We start from the raw sequence: 17,736 nt of genomic DNA on the forward strand, positions 1-17,736 counted from the left end.
CCGCGAAATGCAGTAAGGAAGGAGAGGTGGCAGAGTGGTCGAATGTACCTGACTCGAAATCAGGCGTACGGTTTCCCCGTACCGTGGGTTCGAATCCCACCCTCTCCGCCAAAATACGAAGCCCCTTGATCCGGAAGGATCAAGGGGTTTTTCGTTTTGGGTCGGCGGTGCGCGTGTCGATTGCGACGTCAGGCTCGCTACCGGCACACCGGATCGTGCTGATACGTTAGCCACCAACTGCGCACATGATCGTGCCGCGCCTTCGATGCAGCGTCGCTGCATGACGAACCGGCTGTCGAAAGTCCTGACGTCTTTCGCGCTGCTGATCGTTGTTTTCGTGTCGACACCGTTTCCCGCGCAAAGCCCGTTCATCCATTTCGGCATCGCCGATCCCCATACCGCGTCGACCGTGTCTCGCTATGACCTGCTATGCAGCGGGCAGTTTCGGCAAGTCAGCCTGTCCAAATCGCAGGGGCTCGTGTCGTTGCCGTCGTTCCACGTGATCCTGGCGCTGCTGCTTGCGTATGCGGTGCGGCACGTCCTTGCGTGTTCGCTGCGGCGGTCGTGCTGAATGCCGTGATGATCGTGTCGGCGCCGACGCAGGGCGGCCAGCATCTGGCCGACGTGATCGCCGGGATCGTATTCGGCGTGCTGGCGATCGTCGTCGTCCGTCGCGCGATGGCGCGCCCGCGCATGGCCGCGATCGCCGCGCCGCACGCAACGCATCCGACCTGCTCCGACCGCGCCGCGCACCGGTCTTCGCCGCTTTCCTCAGCTTTAAGCCCTCGATTCCCGCGCTGTTAACACGGCGTGGCGGCCGGCACCCGTGCCGTGCCGCCTCGCTCCCCGTCGATTCAAGGTCCCATGAAGCTGAGCGACAAGATTCCCCTCGCGTTCGCTGTCGCGCTGTTGCTGATTCGTCGCGTCATTGCATCGATGCGCTCAGGCTTGCGCGACGGCGTGCCCTGTCTCGCGCAACATAAGGGACGCCAGCAGCGCAACTGCGACGGTTCCCACCCAGAACATGCCTGATTCGCGGAAATGGGCGACCACGTCGGTTCCGGCCACGCCGAGCGATTTTCCGATGCTGAATGCAAACACCGGCCCAAGTATTGCCGTGACCAGGAAGGTGATGAAATTTATCCCGCCGGTGGCGCTTCCCTTGACGTGGTCGGGATTCACCTCCTTGATGATCGTGTAAGGGATCATCGCGGCTCCGGACGCAATGCCGATCACGAGCAACGTGAGCCACGCAGGCACGAGGGCCGGTGCAAGCGAAAGCTGGATGCCGCAGATGAGCATCACCACTGCACCCCCGATCAACGCGGGCTTGCGGCGCTTCATCGTATCCGCAACCCAGCCAAGCAGTGGACAACCGATCACCCAGCCGAGCGGCACCATCGAGGCTGCAAACACCGCGCTTTGATAGCCGAACCCGCGGTCCTCCTGGAAGAGGCGGACGCCCCACACCATGTCGCCGATGGTCGTCGGTGCAAACAGCAGTCCTGCCGTCAAGCCGCACAGGTACGACTGAGGGTTCGAAAACACGATCCGGTAGGGCGTAAGTACGTTGCCGATCCCGCTCGTTGCCGACGCGCTGCGTTGCTCCGCGGGCGTGAGCAGCAGTAGTACGGTGCCGGTTGCGATCACGAGTACACCCAGCAGAATCCAGAATCCTCCCGCGGACAGCACGCCATGGATCATCGGGCCCACGGTCAGTTGACCGAGCGAACCGCCGAGCATTCCCACGCATTGCGTGACACCGATGGCCGTTGCCAGTCGCTGGGCCGAAAAGCCGTGCGCGGCCAGGTAGACCGCTCCGGTGAACGCGAACGCGGAACCGGCGCCTTGCAACAGCCTGCCGACTGTCCCCGCGAGTTCATTGGGCACGGCGAACAGCACACACCCGAGCCCGAGAATACCCATGCCGGCGGGGACAACGTACTTCGCGCCGCGGCGATCGAGCAATACGCCGGCGACCAAGCTCGCACTGGAATAGGTGTAGTAGTACACGCCGAGAATGGAGCTGACGCCGAGCGCGTCGACGCCGAACGCATGCGACAGCTCCGGAATCATGACGGCAGGCGCGGAGCGTCCGGCGTACTCGAGGAAATAGAAAATCGTGGCGCAGGCCCAGGCGATTGCGAACGCCCTGGCCGTTTTTGCGGGGGCGTCGAGCGACGATAGCGAAACGGACATGGTTGTTCTCCAGGTTGACTAGTTGGTCGCGGCGGATTGCGGATCACCGATCGAACGCAGTCCGTGCAAGTTCCACGATTTCGTTTCCCTGCGCGTTGAGCACGGCCTTCATCATCCAGAGGCTGAATCCCGCGGCCTGCTCGAGTGAGATTTTCGGCGGCATGACGAGTTCGAGCGGATTGGTCGCGACGTCGATCAGAGCGGGCCCGTCGTGTGCGAACGCTTCCTTGACGGCGTCGCCGAGCAGCGCTGCATCCTCGACACGAACACCGAAGATGCCCATTGACTGCGCAACGGCGGCAAAGTCCGGATTGTCGAGATGCGTGCCGACGGGCAGAAAGCCGCCGGCTTTCATCTCGATGTCGACGAATCCGAGCAGGCCGTTATTGAAGACGACGATCTTGATGGGCAGCTTCGACTGGCGCAACGTCAGCAGATCGCCCATGAGCATGGTGAAACCTCCGTCGCCCGACATCGATATCACCTGACGATCGGGAAACGCGGTCTGCGCGCCGATCGCCTGGGGCATCGCATTGGCCATCGAGCCGTGAAGAAACGAACCGAGCAACCGGCGCTTGCCGTTGACGCGCAGATAGCGCGCAGCCCAGACCGTGGGCTCGCCGACATCGCAGGTGACGATCGCATCCTCGGCGGCCATGTCGCTGATTACCTTCGCAACCAGTTGAGGATGGATGCGTCGATGCCTGGAGGCGCCGAGTGCAAGTGCATCGAGACCCGCTCGGGCCGCCTTGTAGTGATCGAGCGCGACCCTCAGGTGAGCGTCGTCGGTCTTTTCGTCGAGGTGCGCGAGCAGCCGGGCGGCGGTGTCCTTGACTTCTCCGATCACGCCGAGTTCGAGGCGGCAGCGCTTGCCGAGATTTTCTCCGCGGAGGTCCACCTGAGCGACCCGCGCATGCCGCGGATAGAACTGCCTGTACGGAAAGTCGGTCCCGAGCATCAGCAGTGTGTCGCACGCATTCATCGCGTGGTAGCCGGACGAGAAGCCGATGAGGCCGGTCATGCCGACATCGTACGGGTTGTCCCATTCAACGTGTTCCTTGCCCCGAAGCGCGTGCACGACCGGCGCCTTGAGTTTGGTAGCCAGTGCAACGACCTCGTCGTGCGCGCCGGCGCAGCCCGCTCCGCAGAGCAGTGTCACCCGTTTGCTGCCGTTGAGCAGATCGGCCAGTGCCGCGATGTCGCTGGCCTGGGCGACGCACTTCGGCGTGCGTGGAATCAGATTGGCCGAGGGTAACTGCGCGCCCGCCTCGCGCAGTGCGATATCCCCGGAGATGACGACGACCGCGACTCCCTGCTTCGTGACTGCCTCGCGGATTGCCGTTTCGACGATGCGCGGCACATGCGCCGGGTCCGTGACCAATTCGGCATAGTGGCTGCATTCCTTGAACAGGGTTTGCGGATGAGTCTCCTGGAAATATCCGGACCCCGTTTCGGTGCTCGGGATGTGCGCGGCGATCGCTACGACCGGTACCCGGTTGCGATGGCAATCGAATAACCCGTTGATCAGGTGCAGGTTGCCTGGCCCGCAACTGCCTGCGCAAACGGCCAATTCGCCGGTCAGTTGTGCGTCCGCACCTGCGGCAAATGCTGCAACTTCTTCGTGACGCACTGCCATCCATGCGATTTTTTCGCGCTTGCGCAGCGATTCGGTAATGCCGTTGAGGGAGTCGCCGACCAGTCCGTAAATCCTTTTGACGCCGGCCGCTTCGAGTGTCTCTACCAGTCGTTCTGCCACGGTAATCACGATCTAGCTCCTTTGCAGCAAGAGGGAAGGGCTGAATGGCTCGCTCTGGACGAGACGAGTCTTCATGTCCGATGAATGAAAATCGGTCATTCGAAAAAATGGCGCGTAATAATAATTAATAAAAACCAAGCCTGTTTTTTTGATTTTGTTGGCTGTTTTTTTGGGGTTTTAAATTAGCTGGTAATGCGAGATATATCGGTGAATATCGTGATTTCATCATGGTGGTGATATTCGATGGGGTCAATTAAATTTACATTAAGCGATATGGCGAATTCTTAAGGCCGACTGAGCGTGCTGTTCGCCACGTCCCTCGGCCGGCGCGCGCGGCGGCCCTTCGTCGCTTTCCTCAGCTTTAAGCCTTCGATCCCCGCGCCGTTAACACGGTGCGGCGGCCGGCACCCGTGCCGCGCCGCATCGTTCCCCGTCGATTCAAGGTCCCATGAAGCTGAGCTACAAGATTCCCCTCGCATTCGCTGTCGCGCTGTTGCTGATGTTCGGTGGCGCGCTGTACGGCATCCACATCCTCAACCGGTCGATCGATGCGTTCGCCGAAGACGTACAGACGAACGTCGGCGACGAACGGCTCGTGTCGGCCACGCTCGTGCAATTCAAGCTGCAGGTGCAGGAATGGAAGGACACACTGCTGCGCGGCAAGCAGCCCGACAAGCTCGACCGGTACTGGCAGGCGTTCCAGACGCGCGAGCGGTCGGTCGATGCGCTCGCTGCGCAACTCGTCCGCCAGTTGCCGGCCGGCGAGAGCCGCTCGCTCGTCGAACAGTTCATGCGTGCGCACACCGCGATGGGCGACGGTTACCGGCGCGGCTTCGACGCGTTCAAGGCGGCCGGCTTCGAGCCGTCGGCCGGCGATGCGGCCGTGGCGGGCGTCGACCGTGAGCCTGCCGCGCTGCTGGAGCGGGCCGCGAAGTCGATTGCGGACGAAAGCGCGGCCGTGTCGGCGCAGGCGAGCCGCGACGCGCAGCATGCGACTACCGCAAGCCTTGCGCTGATGCTGGTCGTGCTCGGCGTCGCGATGGTCGGCGCCTTCCTGTTCAGTCGCGCGATCCTGCGCCCGCTCGATCGTGCGGTGGCGTGCGCGCAAGCCGTCGCGGGTGGCGACCTGACACGCGACGTCGACGCAACCGGCCGCGACGAGATCGCCGATCTGCTGCGTGCGTTGCAGACGATGCAGGCGAGCCTGTCGGGCGTCGTGCTCGAGGTACGCACGCATGCCGAAGCCGTCGCGACCGCGAGCGCGCAGATCGCGTCGGGCAACCACGATCTGTCGGCGCGGACCGAGTCGCAGGCCGCTTCGCTCGAGGAGACGGCCGCCAGCATGACCCAACTGACCGGCATCGTGCGCCAGTCGGCCGAGCATGCGCAGCACGCGGCGCAACTGGCGCGCGATGCGTCGCATATCGCGTCTGCCGGCGGCGGCGTGATGTCGGATGCCGTCCACACGATGAACGGCATCGCCGACAGCGCGGCAAAGGTCGGCGAGATCATCGCGGTGATCGACGGCATCGCGTTCCAGACCAACATCCTCGCGTTGAATGCGGCCGTCGAGGCGGCGCGCGCGGGCGAGCAGGGGCGCGGCTTCGCGGTCGTCGCGGCGGAGGTGCGCACGCTCGCGCAGCGCAGCGCGTCGGCCGCGAAGGAGATCAAGGGGCTAATCGAACAATCGACGCAGCGGGTCGACGAAGGCGCGGTGCTGATCGGCCGTGCGGGGGAGTCGATTCACGAGATCGTCGGCGCCGTGCAGCGCGTCACGACGATCGTCGGCGAGATCTCGTCCGCGTCGCAGGAGCAGAGCGGCGGCATCCAGCAGGTGAATGTCGCGGTCACGCAGATGGATGAAGCGACGCAGCGCAACGCGGCGCTCGTCGAGCAGGCCACGGCCGCGACGCAGGCGCTGGCCGAGCAGGCGAGCGCACTGCGGCACGCGGTGGCCGTGTTCCGGCTGCCGGAAATGGCGTGATGGCTGTCAGGGCGGGCGCGCGACGTGGCGAGCCCGCGCCCGTTTACGCGGACCCGTCACCGCCGATCACGCCGCGGCCGGATACTGCGCAAGCACCCTGGCGCGAATCGACGGCTTGATGTTCGATTGCGCCATGTCACCGCCGTAGTGCGCGACGACGCGCGGGTTCATCACGCGATACCAGAGCGGCGGCACGTACGCGAACAGGATCATCGTCGCGTAGCCGGCCGGCAGTTGCGGCGAATCGTCGAAGTGGCGCAGTGCCTGGTACGAGCGCGTCGGATTCGCGTGATGGTCGGCGTGCCGCTGCAGCTGGTACAGGAACAGGTTGGTGACGACGTGGTTGCTGTTCCACGAATGCTGCGGCGTGCAGCGTTCGTAGCGGCCGGTCGGCAGCTTGCGGCGGCCGAGCCCGTAGTGCTCGACGTAGTTCACGACTTCGAGCAGCGAGGCGCCGTAGACGGCCTGGATCACGAGGAACGGGATCACGACCTTGCCGGCCATCGCGATCGCGACGCCCCACACGACGACGGTCATCGCCCACGCGTGCAGCACCTCGTTGCGCCAGGTCCACGGCGAATGCCCGAGCCGTTCGAGGCGCGCCTTCTCGAGCCGCCATGCCGAGCGGATGCTGCCGGTCACGGTGCGCGGCAGGAATGCCCAGAACGACTCGCCGTAGCGCGCGCTCGCCGGATCCTCGGCCGTCGCGACGCGCACGTGGTGGCCGCGGTTGTGCTCGACGTAGAAGTGGCCGTACGCGACCGGTGCGAGCGTGATCTTCGCGAGCCAGCGCTCGAAACGATCGGTCTTGTGCCCGAGCTCGTGCGCGGTATTGATCGAGATGCCCGTCGAGGCGCCGAGCGACAGGGCGAAGCCGACGTAGTCGTACCACGCGAGCGTGTGCGTGCCGACGATCCAGACGCACATGAAGAACGCGACGTATTCGACGAAAGTCGCCAGATAGACGATGAACCGGTAATAGCGCTCGCGTTCGAGGTGCGGTACGACGGCCTCGGGCGGATTGTCGCGATCGTCGCCGATCAGCGTGTCGAGGATCGGGATCACGCCGAATGCGAACAGCGGGCCGAACCACCAGAACACATGAAGACCTGTCGACAGCGCAAGCTGGGCAGCGAGGATGGGTAGCGTGATCGTCAGTGCGCCGAGCAGCCACAGGTACCGCTTGCCATCCGACCAGCCCGCGGCCGATCCGTCGGTCATTGCCATTGTCTCCCTCCAGTCAGCGGGCCCGATGGGCGGCCGCATGCACGGTTGTTCGAATCCTCGTGAGCCCGCGACGCGCACGCGGTGGCACCGGATCGTTGTCCGGTTCTGCCTGTTATACGACCCGTACGCCCGCTTGCCAAACACCGGCGCTAGGCGCGCGACTCCAAACGGAAGGGCGCGCGCGAGCCATGCCGGGAGGGGCCGGCACGCGCTGATTGAAACATGCGAAGCAGGCCGGATCGGCTCGCGCACGCCGCGTGTTTGTCAGATGAATCGTGCAGCGTGCGTGCGAGCGTGTCGATCGTGCGCGTCCGCAACAAATGTTGCATTGCAATAAACCGGATGGGCGAACACTGGAGGAGCGCGCTTTTTGTTTGCTTATATTACGCAGCATTACGGCGCCGGGAGTGACCTGCGACGCGCTCCGGAATGCGACTGCCATGCATTGCAAGGCACACCGGGCGAGACGCCGGACGGCGAATCTTCGACGGATGTCCGTCGGCGCGCATCGGCATGCCGATGCTGCACCTGCACACCGGTTGGCTCATGCCGCGGCTGGTGACGCCTGTTGCCTTTCGATCCGCGCCGTCATTTGAAAATAACGATTTGACTCATGCCCCGCTTTCGGTTGAAGCTAATAGCTTGCTGTCCGAAGGGGGCTGTGCCTGCATGAGTTCGACCTTGACCGTTCGTCGTATCGTTGCCAACCAGGGCAGCGTGTATCGCGAACTCCGCGCCGCATCGCTGCGTGAGCCCTACGCACCGGGCGAAGCGCCGGAGGCCGAATTGCTGAACGTCGAAACGGACGCAGCGTCGGCGATCGCCGCGCTGCGCGCCTTGTCCGACGAGTCGACGACTTTCCTGCTGTACACCGAAGGCCATCCGGCCGGCATGATCGGCGCGTATTTCGACAACACGCCCGATCGGCGCGCGTTCGTCAGCGAACTGTGGGTCGCGCACGCGGTGCGTCATCTGCGCGGCGGCGTGCTGCTGCTGGAGACGGCCACCGCATGGCTCGCCGAGCGCGGCGCCAGCGACGTCTACGCGTGGATCGCCGATGCGAACCGCAACGCGATCCGGTTCTACGAGCGTGCGGGTTTCGGCAACACCGGCGAGCACGCGCCGATCGCGCGGATGCCCGGCGCGATGAAATCGCTGTTCGTGTCGCAGGTGAAGCACTGACGCACCCTCGAAACACGGGCCGCGCGGCGCGATGAAGGCCCGATCGCCCGCTTGCCCGCCCGCCTGCCGGTTGTGTGCCCGCCCGGGCCGCCGCAACCCCGAGTCCCAAAAATAATGGCTGCGCGCGTGGACGCCTGTAAAATACGCAAAAAATTTTTGCAGAGTATCCATGTCGCTTAAAAAATCGCCATTCTTCGAGCTGCGCAGCGGATCGGTCGATACGTTGTTGTTCACCGTGAAGACGACCGATCTCGACGCGTTGCGTACCGAACTGGTCAAGCGCTTCGAAGCGACTCCCGAGTTTTTCGCCGACGATGTCGTCGCGATCGACGTCCGCCGTCTGGCTGACGGCGAACGCGTCGCGCTCGCGGACATCCGGCAGATGCTGAACGACGTGCGGATGCGCCCGGTGGGCGTCGTTGCACTGGCAACGCAGGGCTGGGCGGGGGAAGCCGGCCTGCCGTTGCTCGAGGCGCGCGATCGCCGTGTGCCGGCTGCAAGGCCGGCCGAGGGCGTGGAACCGTCGCCGATCGCCGAGGCCGTTGTCGCCGCGGCAGCCGCGGCGACGCCCGAACCGGCGTCGGAGCAGGCGCCGGCATCGAATCAGCCGGGTGGCCAGACGCTCGTGATCGACCGGCCGTTGCGTTCGGGGCAGCAGATTTACGCGAAAGGAGACCTCGTGGTGCTCGCGCCGGTCAGTCACGGCGCGGAGATCATCGCGGAAGGCAATATCCACATCTACGCGCCGTTGCGCGGCCGCGCTCTCGCGGGCGTGCACGGTAATCACGACGCGCGCATTTTCTGCACGTGTCTCGAACCGGAACTGATTTCGATCGCGGGTATCTATCGAACAACCGAGAACCCGTTGCCCGCCGACGTACTGGGCAAATCGGTGCAGATCCGGCTCGAAGAGGAAAAACTGATGATCGAACCGCTGCGCCTGACGTAAATCACGCGGCACGCTCCGGATCGATCGGCTCTCATTGACGAACACAGGGTATTGGGTAAATGGCAAAAATCATCGTGGTGACCTCGGGCAAGGGCGGCGTGGGCAAGACGACGACGAGCGCGAGCTTTGCGTCCGGTATCGCGCTGCGCGGCCACAAGACGGCTGTGATCGACTTCGACGTCGGCCTGCGCAACCTCGATCTGATCATGGGCTGCGAGCGTCGCGTCGTGTATGACCTCGTGAACGTGATCCAGGGCGAAGCGAACCTGAACCAGGCGCTGATCAAGGACAAGAAGTGCGAGAACCTGTTCATCCTGCCGGCGTCGCAGACGCGCGACAAGGATGCGCTGACGCGCGACGGCGTCGAGAAGGTGCTGAACGACCTCGTCGCGATGGACTTCGAATACATCGTCTGCGATTCGCCGGCCGGTATCGAGGCCGGCGCGCTGCACGCGATGTACTTCGCGGATGAAGCGCTGATCGTCACGAACCCGGAAGTGTCGTCGGTGCGCGACTCCGACCGCATTCTCGGCATCCTGTCGTCGAAGACGAAGCGCGCGACCGAAGGCAAGGATCCGATCAAGGAGCACCTGCTGATCACGCGTTACAGCCCGAAGCGCGTGAGCGAAGGCGAGATGCTGTCGCTCGAGGACATCAGCGAGATCCTGCGCATCAAGCTGATTGGCGTGGTGCCCGAGTCGGAAGCCGTGCTGCATGCATCGAACCAGGGTCTGCCGGCCGTGCATATCGACGGTACCGACGTCGCCGAAGCGTACAAGGACGTCGTCTCGCGCTTCCTCGGCGAGGACAAGCCGCTGCGCTTCACCGATTACCAGAAGCCGGGCCTGCTGCAGCGCCTCTTCGGCAGCAAGTAACGGAGGCCGCCCATGTCCATCCTTTCGTTTCTCCTCGGCGAGAAGAAGAAATCCGCATCGGTCGCGAAGGAGCGCCTGCAGCTCATCATCGCGCACGAGCGGGTCGGTGGCCGGCCGCCGGCCGATTACCTGCCGGCGCTGCAGAAGGAACTCGTCGCGGTCATCTCGAAGTACGTCCATATTTCGAACGATGACATCCGCGTGAGCCTCGAGCGCCAGGACGACCTCGAAGTCCTCGAAGTGAAGATCGAGATTCCGCAAGCCTGACGCTTGCCGGTGTCCCTCCGCACGGCGGCGCCTGCCGCCGTGCGCGTCTTACGCCCTGTTGCACTTTCGGGCACGCCGTAACACGGCGCCTGTCGGCCGTAATCGCCCCTCCCGCATTGAACGAATACGCTCGCGTAACTTGTTCAATCAGGAGGTTGTGATGGCTGTCTCTACTGTTCAACGTCGTATCGTTTCGCTCGCCCTGTTTGCCGCGGGCCTGTCAGCCGTCGTCGCGCCGTTTGCCGCGCATGCGGACGAGATTCTCGTCGGCACACCCGTGATCGCACCGCAGGGCCGCGTGGTCATCGCCGAGCCGGTTGCCGTGCGCACCGAGGAGATCGTCGTCGTTTCGCCGAACGCACCGCCGCCCGTGCGCTACGAGGTCGTGCCGACCGCGCGCGTGGGCTACGTGTGGGAGCGTGGGCACTGGCGCTGGGAGCATGGCGGCTACGTGTGGATCGGCGGCCACTGGGAAGCCGAGCGCGTCGGCATGCAATGGGTGCCGGGCCACTGGGACCAGCGCGGTCCGAACTGGTTCTGGACCCGTGGCCACTGGGCGTGATGGAGGCGCGTGATGAAAAGAACCGTCATTGCCATCGCGCTCGTCGCGATCACGCTGGCCGGGTGCATCGTCGTGCCGGCACGGCCCGTCTACTACCGGCCGGCGCCGGTCGTGATCTACTGAGCGTCGCGCGGGCCGGGTTGCGCCGGGCCGTTCGCGCCGGCCGCAGCCGGTTCGTCGCCCTGCGGGGCCGGTGTGTGCGCCGAGCTTGCGCCCGGCGTTGCAGCGACCGGCTCGTCGCCGCCTTCGTCGCGCAGCGTGTCGAGCGGATCGGCCGGCGCGGCGGCCGCGTCCTGCGGCTCCGTCACGCCGGTCACGCCGGTTGCAGCCGCCGTGCTCGCAGCCGCGCTCGCCGCCGATGCCGCGGCCGGTTCGGTGGCCGCGGCGGGCGGCGCGAGATAGCGCAGCGCGAGCGTTTCGTAGAGCGGCGGCGCGAAAAAGCGCGATATGCGGCTCGACACCAGTGCGGTCGCCATCAGCGAAATCACGAGCGCATGGCCGTTGATCATTTCCATCACGATCACGAACGACGTGATCGGCGACTGCGTGACGGCCGCCAGATAGCCGACCATCGCGAGTGCGATCAGCATCGGCAGGCTCATGTTGCTGAACACGACGTGCAACAGGTTGCCGAATCCGGCGCCGATCGACAGCGACGGCGCGAAGATCCCGCCCGGGATGCCCGGCAGGTACGACGCGACCATCGAGATCATCTTCAGGAACGGATAGAACACCGACAGGTGCTGGCTGCCGTCGAGCAGGCCGCGCGCCTCGGCGTAGCCGCTGCCGAAGGTCGTGCCGCCCGACACCAGGCCGACGACGGCGATCGCGAAGCCGCACAGTGCGGCGAACGTGATCGGCCGCTCGCGGTACAGGCCCAGCAGTTGCGCGGGCAGCCAGCGCCCCGTGTTCAGCAGCAGCCAGCAGAACAGGCCGCCCGCGATGCCCGTGACGATCGCGGTGACCAGCACCGCGACCGCCAGCAGTTTCGGGAAATGGAGGCCGGCATCGATCGTGCCGAAATACGTGTAGTTGCCGTTCAGGCCGAGCGCGACGACACCGGCGAGGATGATCGCGGTGATCAGCACGCCGCTTGCGCGCGCGGAGAAGCTGCGCGTCAGTTCCTCGATCGCGAACACGACCCCGGCGAGCGGCGTATTGAACGCGGCCGACAGTCCGGCCGCCGCGCCGGCCAGCACGAGCTGCCGTTCGATCTGCGCGTTCGAGCGCGGGTAGAAGCGTCGAAGGTTGAACATCAGCGCCGCGCCGACCTGCACGGTCGGCCCCTCGCGACCGATCGTGAAGCCGCCCAGGATGCCCAGGAACGAAATCAGCACCTTGCCGAACAGGATGCGCAGCGTCAGCAACCGGGCGCCGAACGCGCTCGGGCGCGCATGCAGCGTCGCGATCACCTGCGGGATGCCGCTGCCTTCGGCGCCGCGGAAGAACCGGCGCGTGAGCCATACCGACACGGCGGCGATCGCGGGCGTCAACAGCAGCGGCAGCCACACCGCGTGCTCGCGCATCGCGCGGAAGGACTCGTAGCCCCAGTCGATCAGCCGCGCGTAAAGTACGGCTGCGAGCCCGACGACGATCGCGCCGAGCCAGAAAATGCCGTACTGTCGCCAGATGCGCAGCGAGCGACGGGTGAGGGCCGGAAACAGGGCGGGAATGGCAGGGCGTGGCATCGGCGGTGGCCATCAGGCAAAGAACCGATTATAAAAAGAACCGGCGCCGTGCAGTCGGGCGACAATGTTTTGCAAGCTTGTAGCATTTCGTTGCAAATGTAATTCAGGAGTAATGTTCGCGACGGGCATCCGTCGTTAGCATCCCCAAATGGCTGGCTCTTCCCCGCAAAAGTGAAACGCATCCTCATCGTGAAAGTGACGTCGCTCGGCGACGTCGTCCAGACGTTGCCCGTCGTCGCCGATCTGCATCGCGCCTTTCCGGGCGTGACGGTCGACTGGGCCGTGGACGAATCGTGTGCCGAGGTCGTGCGCTGGCATCCGGGCGTGAGCGCCGTGCTGTGCGCGCCGCTGCGCCGCTTCAAGAAGCTCCGCAACACCGGCGACCTGAAGGCGATTTCGTCGTCGATCGGCGCGTTGCGGGCGCATCGCTACGATGCGGTCATCGACCTGCACGGCGTGTACAAGAGCGCGATCATTTCGGCGCTGGCGCGTGCGGCGCGCCGTGTCGGCTACCAGACCCAGGATCTCGGCGAAACGGGCGCGCGTTTCGCGTATTCGCATCGTTTCGGCCCGCGGCCGGACTGCGATGCGTGGCACGGCATGCGCGTGAGCGCCGGCGAAGCGCTCGGCTACCGGCCCGAAGGCCTCGCCACCTACGGCATCGTCCCGCCGCAGGGCGCGAACCTGCCGGCGGCCGTGACCGATGGTGCACCGTTCATGCTGCTGTTCCATGCGACGTCCAATCCCGACAAGAAATGGCCGGCCGACCATTGGGCCGCGCTGGCCACGCAGATGATGGCGCGCGGCGTGCGGGTGCTGTTGCCGTGGGGATCGAGCGCCGAGCATGACGACGCGAAGGACATCGCCGCGCGTGCGCCGGGCGCAGTCGTATTACCGGCGATGACTGTGCGCGAACTCGGCGCGGCGCTCGGACGGGCCGCGCTGGTGGTGGGGGTCGATACGGGATTCGTTCACATGGCGCATGCGTTGCAGCGGCCGACCGTGATGATCTTCGTCGCGACTTCGCGCCACCATTGCGGTATCGGCGGTGCGCCGAATGCCCTGTCGATCGGCGAGCCGGGCGCGATGCCATCCGTCGACGAGGCGCTGGACGCGATCGATGCGGTCGCCCCTGCCTATGGCGCGCTGCGCGCGCGCCTGACCGCCTGACGGCTTGCCGTGGGCCGGTTCAGGCCAGCAGCGCCTCGATCGTGATGACGGCGGCGATGGCCGCCAGATTTGCCAACAGCGCCTCGAACACGAGGCCGCGCCACGTCTTCGGCCGGAACCGCAGCGCGAGCAATAGCGCGCCACCCAGCGCGAGTGCGAGGATCAGGACGAGATCGGCATTGCCGAGGCGGATATTCATGGCGGCGGCTCCTGTCGGGGCGGGATCCCCGGGCACGCAACGGCGCGCCCAGGATCGAGTATAGGCAGCGCCTGCCGCCGCACAACCCGGGTCGCCCCGGGGGCTCAGACGAGCGATGCGTCGCGCGTTTCGCGCATCAGCAGCACGCCGATCAGGCTGATCGCCGCCGCGACCGACACGTATCCGCCGACCCATGACAGCCCGCCGCGCGCCGCCAGCAGTTGCGCGATATACGGTGCGATCGACGCGCCGAGGATCCCGCCGAGGTTGTACGCCACGCCCGCGCCCGTATAGCGGACGTTGGTCGGGAACAGTTCCGGCAGCAACGCGCCCATCGGCGCGAACGTCACACCCATCAGGAACAGCTCGATCGTCAGGAACAGCGCGACGAGCGGCATCGAGCCGCTGCCGAGCAACGGCTCCATCGCGAAACCCGACAGCAACGCGGCGATCGCGCCGACGATCAGCACCGGCTTGCGGCCGAAGCGGTCCGACGCCCACGCGGAAAGCGGTGTCGCGAGCCCCATGAACACGACGGCGAAACACAGCAGCCCGAGGAAGCTCTGGCGCGGAATATGCAGCGCCGACACGCCGTACGACAGCGAGAACACCGTCGAGATATAGAACAGCGTGTAGCAGACGACCATCGCGAGCGCGCCGAGCAGCGTCGGCTGCCAGTGCTGCGTGACGAGCGTCGCGACCGGCACGCGTACGCGCTCGTTACGGTCGAGTGCGGCCTGGAACGCGGGCGTTTCGGTGATCTTGAGCCGCACGTACAGGCCGAGCGCGACGAGCACCGCGCTGACGAGGAACGGAATGCGCCAGCCCCAGCTGCGGAACTGCTCGTCGGACAGCGACAGCGCGAGCGCGAAGAACAGGCCGTTCGACATCAGGAAGCCCACCGACGGTCCGAGTTGCGGGAACATCCCGAACCAGCCGCGCTTGCCCTGCGGCGCGTGCTCGGTCGCGAGCAGCGCCGCGCCGCCCCATTCACCGCCGAGGCCGATCCCCTGGCCGAAGCGCAGCACGCACAGCAGCACCGGTGCGAGCGCGCCGATCGCGTCGTAGCCGGGCACGAAGCCGATCGCGGTGGTCGACACGCCCATCACGAGCAGCGATGCGACGAGCGTCGACTTGCGGCCGATGCGGTCGCCGAAGTGCCCGAACAGGAACGAGCCGATCGGGCGGGCAATGAATGCGATGCCGAACGTGACGAACGCGGACAGCGCCTGCGCGGTCGCGGAGCCGTGCGGGAAGAACACGGGGCCGATGACGAGCGCGGCGGCCGTCGCATACACGTAGAAATCGTAGAACTCGATCGCGGTGCCGATGAAGCTCGCGAACACGATGCGCCGGTGGCTGACGGCGCCGGCCGAACCGGTTGCGTGAGCAACGGTCGGGGGGGATGCGGACATGGATGTCTCCGTTTTGTCGTTGGGGCGGTCGGCTGAGCGTGCGGTCGGGCAGGCGGATGCCTGCCGGGTGCAGCCGAGCGGATGATGCGGATGACGCGATGGCGGCGTGGACACGCGCCGTGGCGCGGACGTCACCCGCCGGTCGACGATGGAGACGGGTACGTCGCCGCCGCCCGGTGCCGGCGTGGTCGGCTCGCATGCCGGGTGGGGCGCGCGAACGCGCGCGCGGCGTGATGGCCGCGCGGTTGCGGAAAATTATAGCCAGCGCTGCCGCTCACCGGCAATCGCGCGGCGGCGGCGCATCAGTCGATCGATTGCGCTTGCGCGGACGCCGTGCTTTGCAACTGGAAGTGGCCGTCGTCGTTGAAGAGCCAGCCTTCCATCAGTTCGAGCCGGCCGTTGCCGTCGAGCAGCCGCGATGGTGGCGGCGGCAGCGGCGCCGAGCGGCGCAGCGACGCGAGGGCGAGCGCTTCCGCCTCGCTGTCGCCGTTGCTGCGATAGACGGACGCATTGACGAGCCGGCCGCCGCCATCGACAGTGAAGGACACGACCACGAGCGATCGGAGCATCGCCTGCGGCGTGCCGTGCAGCATGCCGGACGGATTGCGTTCGGCGACACGCCGCGCGACCTCGACGCGATACTGGTCGAGACTGCCGCTACGCGTGATCGAGGGAATCGTCAGGATCGAATGCAGTGAAGACGGCGGCGTGATCGTGCACGCCGAGAGCAGGGCGGCGACGGCCAGCGCGGCAACACGCAGCCGGTCGACGCGCAAACGGAGAAGGGGGCGCATGGGAGGCTAGCCGGGAGTGACTATAAAAAAATGATAGGCGCACGGACGCGAGTCGATATCGGGACAAACGCATAACGCGCGACGCAGGGCGTTGCGATTGCTGATGACGAGGCGGCGTGCGCAGCGTACCGCGATGTGACGTGACACGTGACGGCACGCTCGCGCGGCTGCCGCACGCGCGCATCCCGGCGTGCGTGTTGCAAGGTTGAAAGCAAGGCGACGAACGCGAGTGGCGCGCAGGCGCGTGACGATGGTTTGGCCGGGCGCGTCGGTTGCCGCTGGCTGCACCGAGGCAGGCGCCCGCGCAAGCGTCGGCGATGCGTGCCGCCCGGTTCAGAATCCGTGCGTGACGAGCGACAGCACTGACAGGTCCGGGTGCGTCCCGTCAATGATGCTCTTGCCGATGTGCACGGCTTCGTGGACTGCCTCATCGACGCTCGCGAAGCTTTCCTCGCCGTCCGCGTGGAACGGTACCGCGTGGCCGGGCAGCGCGGGGTTCGCGCCCGGATGGCACACGTAGCCGGTGTAGGTATGACGCGTGTCGCTGCCGGGCACGGCGGCCGGCACGACATGGATCTCGAAGCCTTCGTAATCGACGGGTTCCGTCGCGCTCGACAGTTCGGTCATGGCGATCTCCGTGTGCCGCGCGCAGGGTTGGCGCGTGCGGCATCGAGTACGCGGCGGCGGTCGTGTCGCCGTGTTGATCGAATTCTAGGTGATCGAGCGACCGGCCGGGAGGCTTCCGGCACGGTGATGGGGTGAGCCCGTGGCCGCGGCTCAGCTGCCGCGCGAAGTACCGACGCGAGCGCGACGGCTTCGCGCGCGGCGCTGCATCATTGTTTGCAGCGCGCGTCCTTGCGTTGCACCACGATGATCACCGGGTATTTCTGGCCATGATCGAGTTCCACGCGCGCGACGACGGTGAGCGTCGCCGGATCGGAATCGTCGTACACGCTGACCTGTTCGTTGCGCAGGTAGGTCACGCCGGTGCAGTTCGACGTGCGTCCGTCGTCGCCCACCTTGCACTGGAGGTCGTTGTCCTTCAGGTAGTTGTAGGGCGACGGGCTCGCGAGGTATTCGCTCAGGCCGCGCGGCGAACCGCCGACGCCGCTGACGGTTGCGATCGCGCACGATGCCGGTGTGCCGCTGCCGGATGCGGTGTCGGCGGCCGCATGCGTGCTGACGGCAGCCAGCAGGGCGACGAGCGACGAGACGATGAGGGGCTTCATGACGTGGGTTTCCCGTTTCGCGAATCGGAGCGCGGGATTGTAACGGCATCCGGCGCGACGCGTCGGGACGTGCGGGTAGGGCGCGCACGGACAAACCGATAAGCAAAAACCCCGTCATTCAACGAATGGACGGGGTTTGGCGAACTTCCTGGCGGAAGCGGTGAGATTCGAACTCACGGACAGTTTCCCGTCGCCGGTTTTCAAGACCGGTGCCTTAAACCGCTCGGCCACGCTTCCACA

18 protein-coding genes and 2 tRNA genes are annotated in these 17,736 nt (G+C 65.8%); 10 read left to right on the forward strand and 10 right to left on the reverse strand.

Translation table 11 applies throughout. The features are described 5' to 3' along the window. Window positions 1–20: 20 nt before the first annotated feature. The 3 genes from KEC55_RS04640 (at window position 21) to KEC55_RS04650 (ending at window position 804) form a co-directional block, all read left to right on the forward strand. Window positions 21–111: transfer RNA gene (locus KEC55_RS04640), tRNA-Ser, on the forward strand. Between the two features lie 169 nt (window positions 112–280). Continuing rightward, window positions 281–571: a phosphatase PAP2 family protein gene (locus KEC55_RS04645; RefSeq protein WP_282506939.1), complete on the forward strand. Its 291-nt coding sequence runs from the start codon at window positions 281–283 to the stop codon at window positions 569–571. An 8-nt stretch (window positions 572–579) separates the two neighbouring features. Beyond that, on the forward strand, window positions 580–804 hold the full coding sequence (locus KEC55_RS04650; protein WP_282506940.1) for a hypothetical protein: 225 nt from the start codon (window positions 580–582) through the stop codon (window positions 802–804). 138 nt (window positions 805–942) lie between these two features. On the opposite strand, the gene KEC55_RS04655 is transcribed toward KEC55_RS04650, so the two are convergent. Next, window positions 943–2,199, reverse strand: a complete 1,257-nt coding sequence (locus KEC55_RS04655) for an MFS transporter (RefSeq protein ID WP_282506941.1) — start codon at window positions 2,197–2,199, stop codon at window positions 943–945. 43 nt (window positions 2,200–2,242) lie between these two features. Further along, window positions 2,243–3,967 (reverse strand): ubiquinone-dependent pyruvate dehydrogenase, encoded by a 1,725-nt coding sequence (poxB, locus tag KEC55_RS04660; protein WP_282507482.1) that lies wholly within the window; start codon window positions 3,965–3,967, stop codon window positions 2,243–2,245. 436 nt (window positions 3,968–4,403) lie between these two features. Between poxB and KEC55_RS04665 the strand changes: the two genes are divergently transcribed. Then, window positions 4,404–5,939, forward strand: a complete 1,536-nt coding sequence (locus tag KEC55_RS04665) for a methyl-accepting chemotaxis protein (RefSeq protein WP_282506942.1) — start codon at window positions 4,404–4,406, stop codon at window positions 5,937–5,939. A gap of 66 nt (window positions 5,940–6,005) precedes the next feature. On the opposite strand, the gene KEC55_RS04670 is transcribed toward KEC55_RS04665, so the two are convergent. Further along, window positions 6,006–7,166 carry an alkane 1-monooxygenase gene (locus KEC55_RS04670; RefSeq protein WP_282506943.1) on the reverse strand — a complete coding sequence of 387 codons (1,161 nt, stop codon included), beginning with the start codon at window positions 7,164–7,166 and terminating at the stop codon, window positions 6,006–6,008. Between the two features lie 669 nt (window positions 7,167–7,835). On the opposite strand from KEC55_RS04670, the gene KEC55_RS04675 reads away from it, so the two are divergent. The 5 genes from KEC55_RS04675 to KEC55_RS04695 all read left to right on the forward strand — a co-directional run bounded on the left by KEC55_RS04675 (window position 7,836) and on the right by KEC55_RS04695 (window position 11,001). Further along, on the forward strand, window positions 7,836–8,348 hold the full coding sequence (locus tag KEC55_RS04675; RefSeq protein ID WP_176049476.1) for a GNAT family N-acetyltransferase: 513 nt from the start codon (window positions 7,836–7,838) through the stop codon (window positions 8,346–8,348). Window positions 8,349–8,517: 169 nt separating this feature from the next. Next, window positions 8,518–9,297, forward strand: coding sequence for a septum site-determining protein MinC (gene minC, locus KEC55_RS04680; RefSeq protein WP_282506944.1), 780 nt, complete (start codon window positions 8,518–8,520; stop codon window positions 9,295–9,297). A gap of 59 nt (window positions 9,298–9,356) precedes the next feature. Beyond that, on the forward strand, window positions 9,357–10,172 hold the full coding sequence (gene minD, locus KEC55_RS04685) for a septum site-determining protein MinD (RefSeq protein WP_176049316.1): 816 nt from the start codon (window positions 9,357–9,359) through the stop codon (window positions 10,170–10,172). A gap of 12 nt (window positions 10,173–10,184) precedes the next feature. Then, entirely contained in the window at window positions 10,185–10,439 is a 255-nt protein-coding gene (gene minE, locus KEC55_RS04690; protein ID WP_006486661.1) for a cell division topological specificity factor MinE, read from the forward strand. A gap of 160 nt (window positions 10,440–10,599) precedes the next feature. After that, window positions 10,600–11,001, forward strand: a complete 402-nt coding sequence (locus KEC55_RS04695; RefSeq protein WP_282506945.1) for a YXWGXW repeat-containing protein — start codon at window positions 10,600–10,602, stop codon at window positions 10,999–11,001. 116 nt (window positions 11,002–11,117) lie between these two features. Here the strand turns inward: KEC55_RS04695 and KEC55_RS04700 are convergent, their stop codons facing one another. Next, the gene (locus KEC55_RS04700) at window positions 11,118–12,689 is read right to left on the reverse strand and encodes a chloride channel protein (RefSeq protein WP_282506946.1); all 1,572 of its coding nucleotides are present in this window, start codon (window positions 12,687–12,689) and stop codon (window positions 11,118–11,120) included. Between the two features lie 171 nt (window positions 12,690–12,860). Between KEC55_RS04700 and waaC the strand changes: the two genes are divergently transcribed. Further along, window positions 12,861–13,859 carry a lipopolysaccharide heptosyltransferase I gene (gene waaC, locus KEC55_RS04705; protein ID WP_282506947.1) on the forward strand — a complete coding sequence of 333 codons (999 nt, stop codon included), beginning with the start codon at window positions 12,861–12,863 and terminating at the stop codon, window positions 13,857–13,859. A gap of 19 nt (window positions 13,860–13,878) precedes the next feature. Here the strand turns inward: waaC and KEC55_RS04710 are convergent, their stop codons facing one another. The 6 genes from KEC55_RS04710 to KEC55_RS04735 all read right to left on the reverse strand — a co-directional run bounded on the left by KEC55_RS04710 (window position 13,879) and on the right by KEC55_RS04735 (window position 17,733). Next, entirely contained in the window at window positions 13,879–14,058 is a 180-nt protein-coding gene (locus KEC55_RS04710; RefSeq protein WP_282506948.1) for a hypothetical protein, read from the reverse strand. 104 nt (window positions 14,059–14,162) lie between these two features. Further along, the gene (locus tag KEC55_RS04715) at window positions 14,163–15,473 is read right to left on the reverse strand and encodes an MFS transporter (RefSeq protein WP_176049312.1); all 1,311 of its coding nucleotides are present in this window, start codon (window positions 15,471–15,473) and stop codon (window positions 14,163–14,165) included. Window positions 15,474–15,775: 302 nt separating this feature from the next. Then, on the reverse strand, window positions 15,776–16,267 hold the full coding sequence (locus KEC55_RS04720) for an energy transducer TonB family protein (RefSeq protein WP_282506949.1): 492 nt from the start codon (window positions 16,265–16,267) through the stop codon (window positions 15,776–15,778). Between the two features lie 333 nt (window positions 16,268–16,600). Then, the gene (locus KEC55_RS04725; protein ID WP_282506950.1) at window positions 16,601–16,894 is read right to left on the reverse strand and encodes a hypothetical protein; all 294 of its coding nucleotides are present in this window, start codon (window positions 16,892–16,894) and stop codon (window positions 16,601–16,603) included. A gap of 206 nt (window positions 16,895–17,100) precedes the next feature. After that, window positions 17,101–17,496 carry a hypothetical protein gene (locus KEC55_RS04730; protein WP_282506951.1) on the reverse strand — a complete coding sequence of 132 codons (396 nt, stop codon included), beginning with the start codon at window positions 17,494–17,496 and terminating at the stop codon, window positions 17,101–17,103. 149 nt (window positions 17,497–17,645) lie between these two features. Then, window positions 17,646–17,733 (reverse strand) — tRNA-Ser (locus KEC55_RS04735). Window positions 17,734–17,736: the final 3 nt, after the last annotated feature.

This window comes from Burkholderia cepacia (genome assembly GCF_029962485.1).
Taxonomy (GTDB): domain Bacteria; phylum Pseudomonadota; class Gammaproteobacteria; order Burkholderiales; family Burkholderiaceae; genus Burkholderia.